Here is a 14173-nt window from a genome sequence, read left to right as displayed (position 1 = left end):
GGGGGCTAGTACCTAATAGTTATTTTATTTATACAATTATATACTTATGTTAATTTTCAAATACACCTCTCATAGCAGAAAAAGAAAGCCCGTTTTATAAGCTTTCTTTTCATTATTTACATTTTCGATGGTAAATTTTACACTTTTAAACCCACTCACCGTTGGCATTTACTGTATAACCATTGATTGTAGTGCTTACTGCAAGGGCTCCTGAACTATAAGCATAGTACCATTTACCATCTACTTGGAACCAACAGGTCTTCATAGCGCCTGAATTATCAAGATAATACCAACTACCACCTTGTTTCAACCAACCAGTTTTCATTCCATCTTCTTTAGAGAAATAATGTTTCTCATCAACAGTAATATCACCCGTTAGACGAACACCTTCTTTGACATAGTAAGTTTTATCATCGATTTTAACAAAACCAGTTTTCTTCTCACCATCTTCTACAAAATAATAAGTCTTATCAGCAACTTTTACAAAGCCTAACTTTTTAACACCATCTTTTTCATCTATAGCTTTGTCTTAATCTTGATCTTTTTTCTTTAATCCAAGAAACGCACCTAAGGTAAACATTATTCCGGCAACTAATGACGTGAATACTTCGCTAACTGTCCCGGTTTTTGGTAGTCTATCAGTATTATTAGTATCCGACTTACTATCAATGTTAGTATGTTTATTAGCTATGTTCTCTTGTTCATTAAGATAAACTTCCTTCTTATTTTCAAAGTTTTTATCAGGAACTGTAGCTGTAACATCCTTAGTTGAATCAGATTTGTGTGAATGATTTTCTCTTTGTAAATCCTCTTTTCTGTGACTTTCATCTAATTGATTATGATTTGCTTGCACCTTATCTTTCTTTTTGGATACATCAAAAGTAGGTTTATTTTCCTCCTCCTTTTTCTCCTCTATTTTCTTGAATACAGGTTTTATAAGAGTATCTTTTGATACATTAATAACATAGCCAGCGTCTTTTTTCCCTTCGAAACCAGCAATTTCCCAGCCATCAAATTGATATCCTTTTTCTAATTCACCCTTATAGACAGGTAAAATGAAATCTTCTTCCGACACTATCGTTGAACTCATTTCTTTTCCATTTTGAATGGTCACAGTTACCGTATGAGGTTTTAGTTCGCTCACCTCTCCCGTATCTTTGTTTAAAATGAATTCTTTTACGGTTGTATTTCTTGCAAAATCTTTTACAACAATCTTAATGTTTAGTGTCTTATCTGTTAGTTGTTTAATATCATCAAATGATTTATATTCTTTTCCATTTACATAAATATGTTTGTCTTGAATCTCACCATCGAATCCATTATTTCTTTTATCATTGATATTAAAGACTACAGATTTTCCGTCAGCATATTCAATACTAGTATTTCCCTTAGGATCAATGTTTACTTCTGGTTTAACATTATCATATAAAAATTGATAGTGTACTCCAACCGCTTTCGCATTCAAATCGCTATAGCCAGTTTGAAGATAAACATTTCCATCCATATCTGTTACCTTATCTGGGAATCCGTTTGCTTTATAGTCTTTCATTCCCCAGTCCATGATGTCACCGTCTTTAACATTAAGCTTAATGTTAAAATCTCTAGTGTTATCAGTGTGTAAATCTCCGTAGATTAAATAATTATCTACAACCGATTCATTAACTCTCAACTCCCAGTTAAAACCACCCTTATCAGAAATCTTACCCCTTAAATAAAATTCTGGATTTCGTACATAAATTTTATTAGATTTAGATGGATTAAAGTAGTTCTTGTCCATTGAAAGATTTACTGGTTTGATATCAATAAATAACATAGAGCCATCTTCTTTTATAGCTTCTACGTTGGACTTATCCTCCCCATGATACTCTTTATCATCTTTACCAAATAATACCAGTTTAGAAGAATCTGTTACAAGATTTCCATCTTTATCGATTGCCTCCCCTTTATCATTCATTTTAAAGGTAAACACTTGATATTTTACAATGTTAAAGCCATCCAAAGCCGACATTAATACTGATTGAGTACTTCTTCCATCTTCAACATTTCTACTATCAGCATAAATTATTTTTTCTGATAGGACTCTTAGATTAGGATTGGCCTTTTGTATTTTTGCTATATCTTCCTGGCTATAAACTCCATTTCCTTCTAACATATCCGTTTTTCCAGGATTATAGGTAGTCACTTTTAGTGCATAGCCTTTTCTTAGAATGATGTTATCCTTTAACAGATATTGTTGTTTTTCTGAATCAGAATAGATTTTACCAGATTCCATTTCCGTTAAATTGTTTGGTTTGTTCTTTGAAAGATCACCTTCTCCTAATTCTATTACATTCCCATAACTTGATGCATAGGGATATTCTGTTTTAGTTTCCTTATTTTTTTCAGGCATTCTAATTTTAGTTTCAGCTTTTATCTGATCATCATCTTTAACAAAGAATCTCATATCTCCTGCAAAAGCTAATCCATCCACACTATCATTAATATTAGCGTATAAATCAAATGTCATCGTTTTTGAGTGGGAATCATACTTAGTCGTTTTGATTTCTATAGATTTATAGTTATTGCCGTAATATACCTTGGCATTTTTAGAAACATTACTTATCTTTCCAAGAATTTCAAAGTGTCCATCTTTAGACGGGCTTAGAACACCATAAATTTTTGATTTGATTTCGTCAAGTTTTTCAGTTTCATATTGTAAGGCACTACCATCGTCATAAGCAATGATATTTCCCTTATCATCGTATTTATAATCGTATTCCTCTGTTCTCTTACCAGTTTCACTTGTAAAGTCATCAACTTCTCTAAATTTCTTTTTAATGAGATTTTTTAAGTCTTTACTTTCAAAATCTCTAATTGTTGAAATGGATTTATTGATAGTCAAGCTAGATTTTTCTTCGATAGACTCTTCATTTTCATGATGATGTTCTACCTCAGTTGTCTCTTTGTTTAGGCTATCATCTTTAACATTTTTTAAATTCTTAAATTTAGATTCAGGAATTTCTCCAAGTTTTTGGTATTTAGATGAATCTTGATCCGGATCTACTAGATAATAGGAAATCATCCCCTTTTCATCAGCATGATCAGCAAATTTAATTCTATGAATCTTTGTGAAATTGCTAGATCCATCTAATGCAATGACTTCAATGATTTTTCCTCTTAAATCTCCTGCACCATTAATTTCATAAATGGTATTTCCGTCTTTGTCAAGTTTTCTATTTCTTCCTTGACCCTCACCTGCATAAGTTACTTCAAGATTTTTCTCAACATCTCCATCTTCATTAACAAGAGCAGCTCCTGCATACCAAACTTCGTTTGCAATCTCGTCAAATTTTTCAGGATGTTCTTTTTGATCTCTCGCAAATAGGGTTTCATTCTTGTATTGATCTTTTACCTTGTGATAAGTATCCTTTGTAATCAACTTAATTTTTTCAGGATTTGAAAAATCAACAGAAACAATTTTAGGAGCTGTGTTATCAATTTTTACAGGAATATAGGAAACCTGCCATGGGTAATCTTTAGTTAATCTATATTTAAATTTATAGAAATATTGACCTTCTGCAATCGGTTCAAATTGTCCTCTTATCTTAGTAGCAGGATCTTTGATATCCTTGCTTTCTGGGGCATTTTCTTCTCTACCTCTAGGATTATAAATGAGTCCATCCCATTTCAGGTCGCCCCAAACTTTTAGCTTAGAAGATTGGATTCCCTTAGCATCATTTCTCTTAGAGTTTAAAATTCCTTTAATGAAGTGTTCTCTCGAAATGACTTTTAAGTCTTTTTGATTTTCTCCCTCTTTATTTGTATTTACTATTGAAATCAATCCTTCTTCTGCACTTCTTAATACAAGTGGAGAAGGTGTTAATCCTCTCTCAAGTTGAGCATCTTGATGATTTCCATTTGAATCTAAAGGATAAATGTTAGCAATCTTAGAACCACTTGATGATGGTGCATTGATTCCTTCGTTATTGAAAGCAAATAATTCTGGATTTTGATCTAGGGATGTTGTATTTTTATCTTTTCTATTTTGTATAACTCCAGCTGGATTAAATTTATCTATACCATGTTCTCCACCAATCCCCTTATTTAAGGTTCCTGGAATTTTCGGTTTGCCATCATCATCATAACCTTCCATTGTTTTTGATCTTGAACCTTCTTCCCAGGCCCATTTATCAAGGATTGGTTCGTGGTTCCAATTCCCAGCAAATCCCATTAGAGGCATCGATAAAGAAGGTTGGAAGTTTATTTTCTTCCCGTTGGAGTTCAGAGCTTCCATTTCTTCCACTGACTCAAAATGAATAAATGATTCTACAAATTTATTTTTGTTTTTAGCCTCCCCAACATTTATAACCGCATTTAAATCAAAGCTAGAATTTGGGCCTATAGTGAAAGTGTCATGCTCAAATGTAATATTTGCTCCTTTGATTTTTTCTGGGTGGATTTCTGGAACAATTTGCTTCCCATCTGGAGATTTTTCATCTTTGTATGTTTCATCCAGTTTGAGTCTGTCAGTGAGAGCATCTGTAGTTATAGCAGATGCTGAAACTTTAAAGGTTAAAGGCCTGTTTGATGTATTGTGAAGCTTAATTGTAAAATATTTTTTATCTCCTTTTATTTCTTTAAGAGAAATAGAACCATAAGAGTTTACCAAACCTTTAGAATCCGTGTTTTTAAAAGTAGCTACGACTTCATTTCTCAAAGCATTGGCAACATTAATTAGCCCTGCTCCCTGTTGTCTAGGTGATGCAAAGTATTGACTTTTTTCTTTCCAAGAAGTTGCATCCATCATAGGGCGTGCAGTATTTTGTAGGGCTATTTTTGTAAGACTTGTAAGATCTATTTTGTCATCTCCCTTAAGATTTTTCAACACAGGTCTTTCAAGCATTTCTTTTAATTTTGGTCTAATCAAAACAGTAGAAGCTGCCACGATTGGAGTTGCCATACTAGTCCCTGACATATAACCATAAGTTGATTTCCCATTAATGACATTGAGAGTGGATTTAATATTTTTACCGGGTGCTGAAACATCCGGTTTTAAAAGTAAATCTATTCTTGGCCCCCAAGATGTGGACCCTGCTGGAACGATGATCTCTTCTTTATACAGTTCTTTGTCTGTGTCAGGTGCAAACTTAAAGTCAATCTCTTTTTCGTCACCTACATTCGGTTTATTAGAATTATAGCTTGCCATATCAATTGGATAGTATTGCTCCAATTTATCTTTAAAATCTTCTTTATTATTCCTTTTAACCTCAGTTTTTTTGGCAGGGTTAATCATGTTCCATAACTTTACACCATCATCTCCTGAAATTGAAAAAACTTGACTAGTAGTTCCTTCATCCTCCTCATATCCCATAGCTGGAAGCTCTGTCCAATTATCTCTATTGTAGTAATTGACAGTATTTACAACCATAATGGCGCGTGCGCCCTTATCCGTTGCTCTTTTAAAAGCATCTTTTAAATCCTTGGTATAAATTCGATCCATTACTGCAATTTTGCCCTTAAGATCCAATCCTATCAAATCTTTGTCTTGACCTTTGCCTATATATACAAAGTTTAATTTACTAGGAGCTTTTGAACCGTCTTCATTTGTTGTGATTTTATTCTTATCGAAAAAGGCCCCTATATTTCTGTATTTAAAATTTTCTCCACCTATGTTGACTTTATCAAACTCAACTGTCTGATTTTTAGCAGATGCGACCGCTATCGCATCTTCATGTGCTGCAGTTCGTGTTACATTTCCAGTGTCGGTCATTTTCAGATTATTATTTGCCACTAAATCCCATGAAGAACTTGAAGCAGAAGTCGCATAGTTACCCGTAGCTACAACCATTGGAATGCCTGCTTTTCTTAATGCTCTAATAGCTTGCCAATATTTCTCACCTACAAGACCTGTTCCTGTAAAGCCAGATGATATCGAAACAACATCGACATTGTGTTTGATCGAATCTTCAATAGCATGAAACATTGTTTCATCTCCTGCGAAGCCAGATCCTGCGTCAGAGTACATTTTATAAGAGAAAATCTGTGCATTAGGAGCAATTCCATCTATTCCGTTAAAGTTTTTAATATCTTTTTCAGTATCATTTCCCGCAAGAATCCCTGCAATATGCATCCCATGTGGATCAAAAAAATCGCTTCCATCATCAGCTTTTTCTACAGTAATTTTACCACCATTATAATAATTGAAAGCATGAGGAATTTTATCACTCAACCAGAAATTTTTATCAGTACCTTTTAAGTCTTCTTTTTTAAATCTCATTGAGCTTTTAGCGTCATCATCAATCCTCATGGCCTTATGCCTATAATCCGTTCCCGTATCGATATTTGAAATGACCATACCTCTACCATCAAAGTTTTTCCCAAATGGTGCATTGATAGATTTTAGGTAATCGATTGCCTCTTCAACTCCAATTTCTTTTCTAGCATGATTCATCATAGGTTGGACTTTTTGTGACCTTTCAACCGATGAAATACCTTCTATTAGTTTAATTTTGTCCAGAGTATCTTTGGTTGTTTCAATAGCGCTACCGTTAAAAATTCTATCATAAGTATATAAAACTTTTGTATTCTTAAGATTTGATAGTTCCTTGATTGCTTTTTCTCCAGATTCTTTATCTTTAAATTCAGCAATATAGACAAGTTTATCCTCTTTTTGGGGACTTTCTGGGTCTTTACTTGCAGACAAGTCCGCTTTATCTCCTTGGGATTGATTGGAATTTTCTTCTTTGATTTTTGCTTCTTCATTGCTAGTGTTATTGTCTATCACAGGATTTTTACTAACAACTTCTTTTTCCTCAATAATTGTTGTTTTCTTTTCTTCAGTATCCTTTGAAGTTTCTATAACATTATGAATATCTTCAAGTTTTTCTTTGTTTTCGTTTTGGTTACCTATTACTGTTTCTTTATCAGATATTTTTAAAGAATCTTCAGAACTAGGTGTATCTGCTAGGATTACCTCATTAGGAACATATGCTGCTAAAATAACTGCAGCTGTGGTTAATGACAATACTGTACTTTTTTTCATTTTAATTCCTTACATATTTATTTAACTTCCAATAGATAGTAAACTTTAACTTTGCTAGCATTTGTTATAAAAAGTTTTACTAATACTCTTCGAAGATCGCTTCAAACCGCGTCAACGTCATCTTAGCGTATGTATGGTTACTGACTTCGTCAGTTCTATCTACAACCTCAAAGCAGTGCTTTGAGCAACCTGCGGATAGTTTTCTAGTTTGCTCTTTGATTTTCATCGAGTATAAGTATTATCTAGGAAATAGAGTAGTACATTTATATATAATTGTTAGCTCTCCAGAAAAATAGTATATCATTTAAAAAATTTAAGTCAAGAAAAATTAATATACGTTAATTTATTTTTTAATAAGAATTAAAAACATAGAGTCAAAAACTTTCGTAGTTAGCTGGGGTACATTATCAGAACATTCACACCATCAAAAATAGTAGCAATCAACTTAAAGCACTAGCAACATCACAAAGTCAAACATCATTAATGAAATATCAGCGCTATTAAACAATATAAAAAACCGCTAAGAATAAGACTTAACGGTTATCTTCTACATATCTATTTTTTCAAATCCTCAGTCGTTTATCTACCTATAACCTAGGCTTTACGAGTGCCTTGCTCTACCAACTGAGCTAAATCGGCGATCACACTTACGGTATAACACTCTGAGAATAAATGTCAAGGAATTTTCATCTCTACTAGAAAAAGCCTGTCCTGAGACAAGGCTTTGAGTTTCTTCATCTTAGGACCCAGCACTTTCATAAGAATCCAAGCCCCTATCCCAGAGTTTAAGGGAAATAACAAAGAAAACAAGGGAAATCAACATCAAACCTCCGATGTTAAAGATTACATCCTTGTCCTGCAAGAAATAGCTAGCAGGATAATAGGCCGTAAATGCAAAAGGCACGATAAAGCTAATCAACCATCGAAGAAGCGAATTGTAAATGGAAATCGGATACTTGGCAAAGTCATTGAACATATAGAAGATGTAAATCATTGCTCCTGACTGCTTGGTCCAAAAAGCGATGCTGGCTGTCGCGATTTTCAAGGAAGTATAAATCAAGGTCGCAAAAGGAATACAGACTAGAAAAAGTAGAAATTTGGGAAGCGTCCAAGCAATGCTTGATACTGTTGTTCCCAATAGAATGCAACCGACTAAAAGTTCGCCCAAAGCATCAATCTGAAAGGTCTCAACTAGGATGTGAAAGAGAGGATTGATAGGACGAGTTAGGTACTTGTCAAACTCCCCTTTTCGGACTAGTCGTTGACCTAAAGCCCAAAGATTATCAAAAAAGAGATGGTCCAGTCCCTTGGGAATCAAGGAAAATCCATAGATAAAGGCAATCTCTTGAAAAGTCCAGCCTTCTAGAGATGGAATATGTTGAAAGATGACATTGAGAAACAGGAGGTTCAAGCCTTGAGTCAGAAAGACTCCTAGGACACCAACCACAAAATCGACCTTGTACTCCATGATTTGCTTGATGTATTGTCTGATAAAAATCAGATGCATGCGTTGATATTTTTTCATACTATCCTCCTTGAATGGTGATAAATGACTGGACTCGTTTCCAAATCAACTGAGACAAGCCCACCATAACTATAAGCCAGAAGAACTGGAGTAAAAGCGCTTGAAAAATCTGACTGGCATCGTATTTCCCAACAATGATCATGACCGGAGTATAAATCAAGGATGAAAAAGGCAGGAAGGACAGAATATCTGAAACAACCTTTGGAAAGAAAGCCAAGGGAATCAAACTTCCAGACATAAAAGCCACCAAGGAATTCTTGAGGAGATTTGATCCCCAAAGATTTTTAAATACAAAGGCTGAAAAACCAAAACAGATATTAAAGAAAAAGTTAATCAGGTAGGCGAGTGTTAAGCTAAAGAGGTAAAGGACAGTTAAGCCTATCACTTCTACAATACCTTGCCCAGATAAGATTTTCATCAAAACAATGACACTTAAAAATGGAAGGCCAACAGAGATAAAAATCAACCACTTGGAACCAAGCTCAGTAAAGAGGTAAGAAGCCGCAAAATGCACTGGTCGCAACAATCGCATGATAATAGAGCCATCCTTGACCTCCTCCCCAATCATAAAGGACGAATCTGATCTTGTCAAAAGATTAGTCACAAAACTCATGATGATGTAGAGGGTAATATCTGCCATACTGAAGCCCTGAATCAAGGACTCCTGCGAGGAATCAAAGACAGCCTTCCAGAGATAAAAGGCCACAAAAGCCCCCATAACATCCCCAATCCGATAAAGAATAAAGTTGACTCGGTAGGTGATCAACTCCTGAACACCTGCATTGATAAAGGGTTTATAACGTCTCCACAATTTGACCATCTTAGAGCTCCTTTCGATAGAAGCGACGGATAATATCCTCGATATCCGTATCTACCATCTTCAAATCGCGAATTTCAAAATCAGACAGGGTTTGCTTGATAATGTCAGCTGACTGGTAGCGTGAACTATCGAATTCAATATTGAGGCTATTTCCTTGTCTATCAACGGTCATATCAGGCAGGCCTTCATAGTGAGAAACAAGATGACTTTGACCTGGCACCAGTTCAAAAGAAAGAGTCTTCATCTTGCCAAAGGTTTCCTTGAGCTGTCTCACCGTTCCATCAAAAATCTCCTGCCCCTTATCAATCATAAAAATCCGATCACACAGTTGCTCAATGTCGCTCAGATCGTGAGTGGTCAAGAGAATGGTTGTTTCTTCCTCCTGATTGATCTGGGTAATGGCTCGACGAATGTTATCCTTGACCGAAACGTCCAAACCAATAGTCGGTTCATCCAAAAAGAGAACCTTGGGATTGTGAAGCAAGGAAGCCGCAATATCCGCCCGCATCCGTTGACCTAGTGAAAGAGTTCGAACGGGGTCCTTGATAAAGTCCTTCAAATCCAAGACTTCATTCAAAAAGTCCATGCGCTTATGGAAGAGCGAGTCTGGAACATCGTAAATTTCTTTTAAAACCGTGTAGGTCTCTTGCAATGCCAAATCCCACCATAGCTGGGTACGTTGTCCGAAGACCACTCCTATATCCTTGACATAATCTTGGCGATTGTCCTGGGGAATCTTGCCGTTAATCCGACAAAAACCAGATGTTGGTTTCAAAATTCCTGTCAGCATTTTGATGGTTGTCGACTTCCCAGCACCATTTGCTCCAATGAAACCTAAAATCTGCCCCTTAGGAACCTCAAAGGTCAAATCCTTGACCGCTTCAAAGGTCTGCTTTTCAGGATAAATAAAGGAGCGTAACGCCCCCTTCAAGCCCGGTTCCTTAACAGTCTTCACAAAATTTTTCTGAAGATGCCTCACTTCTATCATTGCCATATCTATCTCCCTATCGTAAAAAAATCAACAAATCTTGTCATCTAAACACAAAAAGCCGATTTCTCATCTCCTAAAATCTGCCATCTTTCTCACACCAGAAGGCCTCAGTATGACTCTATTATAAAACAGTTAAAAAAGGAAACCAAGTATTATTCTCACAAAAGAGAAAATAGTTTTGATATTTTAAGAAAACAAAAAAATACTGTCTATAAAGACAGACTCAGAATGTATGATCTAAAGCATTTATAGGAAAACATACTTGGCGGTATCTAGCACTGAAGGATTGGTGTATATAACAAGTCTGGATTAGAGGTGGCTTTGGAACTCTTCCAATTCTCCTCACCCTAGCCAATCTTTTTCTTTGGCAATGCGGACTGCTTCTGTTCTATTACCTGCATTAAGTTTGGTCAGGATGGCTGTCATGTAATTTCGGACGGTTCCATTTGAGAGAAAGAGGCTTTCAGCAATTTCTTGGTTGGTTGAACCTTGAGCTACCATGGCCAAGACTTCTTGTTCACGTTGGCTGAGTGGATTATTATCAAAGGCGACACCTTCAACAAGCTCTGGTGAGTACTCCTTATGACCTACTAGGACGGTATGGATGGTCGCCATGAGGTCACTGATGGAACGCTCTTTGAGCACATAGGCATCCACCTGGGCTGCAAGGGCTCGTTTAAAATAGCCTTTTCGTTTGAAGGTGGTCACAATAACGACCTTCGTTTCTCTTTGGTTGGCACGGATCCACTCTAGGACATCAAGGCCTGTCTTAACTGGCATTTCAATGTCTAAAATGGCTACGTCGACTTCTTCTTTTTCCAAGAGAGCAATGGCTTCTTGACCATCACTAGCCGCATGGACTTCTTCGACATCGTCTTCCAACATGAGGAGCTGGCAGAGGGCATCCCTCAACATTGACTGGTCTTCGGCAACTAATAATTTCATGCTTTTCCTCCCTCTTTCATATACACACGAATAATAGTTGGATGCGATTGTGACAGAATTTCCAAGTCTCCATCTACCAAATTGAGGCGCTCTCTGATACTGTGTAGTTCTTGGCCCGTGACTTCCTTAAACCCACAACCATCATCCTCAAACTCAAGGATAATACCATGATCACGTCTTAGACGAATCTGACAGCTTTCAGCCTGGCTATGTTTGATGACATTATTGGCCAGTTCACGAAGCACCATGGACAAGGTAGACTGACTAACGGGTGACAGGCTGTCTAAGTCAAGGCTACTATCCACAGTCAAGACAATATCAGATAGGTCAAAGAGTCGTTCGAGTTCCAGTAGCTCCTCTGCCACCGTTCGGTACTTGAGCTTATTGACAATCTCACGCACCTCGTACATGGAGTCTCGGCTAATCTGGTTCAATTCTTCCAGATTCTTTCTAGCAGCTTCATACTGCTCCTTGTCCATCTGTTTTAGAGCCAACTCGGTTTTAAGACTCATCATGGCAAAGGTATGCCCTAAGGTATCGTGCAAATCACGACCAATACGATTGCGTTCATTTTCAGCTGACAGGATATTAATGGTACGATTCTGCTCCGCGAGGGCTTCTTCCATCTTTCTCTCCTGACGCATACGGTTTTGAAAATAGTACATTCCCAAAGAAAAGAGAGGAATCGCCATAGACATGAGGCGGGTACTCAAATCGTCTGTCAATAGGAAGAATGATGACGTCAAAATCAAGAGTGTCACTAGAAAGGATAAGAAACGGTAAGAAGATATGCTATCCTCAAATCGCCAAACAAGTAGATTAACGTTGAAAAAAACAAACCATATCATGCCACCTTGGAAGCAAATGGACATAAAGATAATGTAAGCTAGAGTATAAAACCACAGGAAGGGAATCCACTTACTATAAGCTTTTTTCAAATACACCATCAGGAGATAAGCTATGGTAAACAGTCCAGTCAAAACTATGGTCCAAACTGGAAAATACCCACCAACAACTCCTAAGATCGGGAAGACTAGGAAAATCAGACTAACAAAATAAGCAAAATCATTTTTCTGGTATGTTCTAAACATGGTCACTTTCTCTGTACGATTTGATAAAAAGGGCTAAGCCTGTAGCTATTGTAGCATAGACCAAGATAAAAATGAGTGATTTCCATGAAAATTCCCATTTTTTTGCGAAATTGACTACCAACTGATTGATATGGTAGATGGGTGTCCACTCGGAAATGTGCTGAACCCATTTTGGAAACATGGTAACTGGCATCCAAGAACCACCGATAATAGCAAGTCCAAGAAAAACGATATTTCCGACAATTGCCATGATTTGTTGAGACTTAATTTGGGCAAGGAGTAAGCCAAAAGATAGGAAGACTAGGCTTGACAAGAGTAAAAGAGCCCCTGAACCGAGCCAATGTGATAATGGCATCTCAACATCACGCACAAAAGCTCCCACACAGAAAGTCACTAGGATAGCAACCATAAAGTTCATAAGAACTCGGAAAATCTTAGAGAGGTAATAGGATTGAATACTGATTTTTGAATGTTCGATGTAGGTCAGCCAGTGCTCGGTTTGGTCCTCTCTAAGCATGTAGGGGAAGGTAAAGAAACCAAAGCTGGACATAGAGAATCCTGTCATGGTCAACATATAGGAGAAGATAAAAGCTTTTTGTGACGTTGGGTCAGGACTCATTTCCATACCTGAATACAAGAGGAAGAATCCGACAGGCATTCCGATGGACATGATGAAGACGGGCCAACTGCGCCATGTTTTTATCCATTCGATTTTAAGTAGTGCTTTCATGACTTGTCCTCCCTTGTGCTATCAAATAAGCTATCTAAAAGTGTCTTGTTTTGAATTTCAATGTCAGAAATGCGACAGCCGTGAGCTTGTAAACTACTCCATACACTTTCAATATCTTTAGTCATAAAGGTTACAACATCACGTTTTTCAGTCACATCATAAATGGCTGCCAGTTTGTCAAGACTTGGCACAAAGCGACTTGGTAAGGTGACTTGTTTTTCCTTTTCTTCGCTACGCATGGCATGTGGCGTAGTATCTCTGATAAGTTTCCCTTGATGAAGGACCAAGATACGGTCAGCCGTGTGCTCTACTTCTTCGATATAGTGGGACGAATAAAGAATGGTCACACCTGACTTTTTCAAATCATTGATGATTTCCCAAAAACGTTGGCGTGTCGTAGTGTCCATCCCTGCTGTCGGTTCATCTAAAAAGAGAATGTCAGGCTTGCCAATAAGACAGAGAACAAAGGCAAGAAGACGTTTTTGTCCTCCTGAGAGTTTGTCCGCAAACTGCTGATACTGGTCGCCTTTGAATTGTAAGAGTGCTTGTATCTCTTCTTTAGATAAGCCATTTTCAGAAATATCTTGGAAAAAAGCAATCAGTTCCTTGACTTTTAATTGCGAGGGGATGGTATTTTCTTGGAGAAGGACCGCAATTTGATCTTGTGCTTTCCCCTTTTTACCCTTGATAAAGACTTGACCGCTACTGGCTTTCTTATCCCCAAGAATACAGGACATTAAGGTCGTTTTACCAGCACCATTTGGCCCAATTAAAGCAAGACAGTCGCCTTTTCCCACCTCAAAGCTAATATGGTCTAAAATCGTTTTTCCTTTGATTTTTTTGACAAGATTTGTGACTTGAAGGATTGCTTCACTCATGTTTGTGATTTCCTTTCTTTTGGTAGAAGGCTAGAAAAACATAACAGCCTGCAACTGAGACGCCCATAACACTGTAGAGAATATCACTGCTGCCATGAAGTAAGACATAGGCAAAGAGGATGGTCCAAATTGCTGCTAGAAGCATAATGCTTAGTATTTTCAATAATTTCAT

Annotated in this window: 10 protein-coding genes; all 10 read right to left on the bottom strand. The window is 36.9% G+C overall.

Annotation, left to right across the window (positions count from 1 at the left end; genetic code table 11):
- Positions 1 to 145: 145 nt before the first annotated feature.
- The 10 genes from HMPREF9425_RS10590 to HMPREF9425_RS03415 all read right to left on the bottom strand — a co-directional run bounded on the left by HMPREF9425_RS10590 (position 146) and on the right by HMPREF9425_RS03415 (position 14173).
- Positions 146 to 520 (bottom strand): hypothetical protein, encoded by a 375-nt coding sequence (locus HMPREF9425_RS10590; RefSeq protein ID WP_316068311.1) that lies wholly within the window; start codon positions 518 to 520, stop codon positions 146 to 148.
- A 9-nt stretch (positions 521 to 529) separates the two neighbouring features.
- The gene (locus HMPREF9425_RS03460; protein ID WP_003096814.1) at positions 530 to 7021 is read right to left on the bottom strand and encodes a S8 family serine peptidase; all 6492 of its coding nucleotides are present in this window, start codon (positions 7019 to 7021) and stop codon (positions 530 to 532) included.
- A 739-nt stretch (positions 7022 to 7760) separates the two neighbouring features.
- Positions 7761 to 8546: an ABC transporter permease gene (locus HMPREF9425_RS03450; protein ID WP_003096810.1), complete on the bottom strand. Its 786-nt coding sequence runs from the start codon at positions 8544 to 8546 to the stop codon at positions 7761 to 7763.
- Position 8547: 1 nt separating this feature from the next.
- Entirely contained in the window at positions 8548 to 9366 is an 819-nt protein-coding gene (locus tag HMPREF9425_RS03445; RefSeq protein ID WP_003096808.1) for an ABC transporter permease, read from the bottom strand.
- Between the two features lies 1 nt (position 9367).
- The gene (locus tag HMPREF9425_RS03440) at positions 9368 to 10360 is read right to left on the bottom strand and encodes an ABC transporter ATP-binding protein (protein ID WP_003096806.1); all 993 of its coding nucleotides are present in this window, start codon (positions 10358 to 10360) and stop codon (positions 9368 to 9370) included.
- A 339-nt stretch (positions 10361 to 10699) separates the two neighbouring features.
- The gene (locus tag HMPREF9425_RS03435; protein ID WP_003096803.1) at positions 10700 to 11302 is read right to left on the bottom strand and encodes a response regulator transcription factor; all 603 of its coding nucleotides are present in this window, start codon (positions 11300 to 11302) and stop codon (positions 10700 to 10702) included.
- Entirely contained in the window at positions 11299 to 12393 is a 1095-nt protein-coding gene (locus HMPREF9425_RS03430; RefSeq protein ID WP_003096800.1) for a sensor histidine kinase, read from the bottom strand. Before HMPREF9425_RS03430 ends, HMPREF9425_RS03435 begins: the two co-directional genes overlap by 4 nt.
- On the bottom strand, positions 12386 to 13123 hold the full coding sequence (locus HMPREF9425_RS03425) for an ABC transporter permease (protein WP_003096797.1): 738 nt from the start codon (positions 13121 to 13123) through the stop codon (positions 12386 to 12388). The genes HMPREF9425_RS03430 and HMPREF9425_RS03425 overlap by 8 nt, the downstream gene beginning before the upstream one ends.
- Positions 13120 to 14001, bottom strand: a complete 882-nt coding sequence (locus HMPREF9425_RS03420) for an ABC transporter ATP-binding protein (RefSeq protein WP_003096793.1) — start codon at positions 13999 to 14001, stop codon at positions 13120 to 13122. Before HMPREF9425_RS03420 ends, HMPREF9425_RS03425 begins: the two co-directional genes overlap by 4 nt.
- A complete protein-coding gene (locus HMPREF9425_RS03415; RefSeq protein ID WP_003093251.1) occupies positions 13994 to 14173 on the bottom strand; it encodes a hypothetical protein in 180 nt (59 codons plus the stop codon). Before HMPREF9425_RS03415 ends, HMPREF9425_RS03420 begins: the two co-directional genes overlap by 8 nt.

This window comes from Streptococcus vestibularis ATCC 49124, assembly GCF_000188295.1.
GTDB lineage: Bacteria > Bacillota > Bacilli > Lactobacillales > Streptococcaceae > Streptococcus > Streptococcus vestibularis.
Note: the sequence above shows the minus strand (reverse complement) of the source record. Positions and strands in the feature narration are given on the sequence as shown.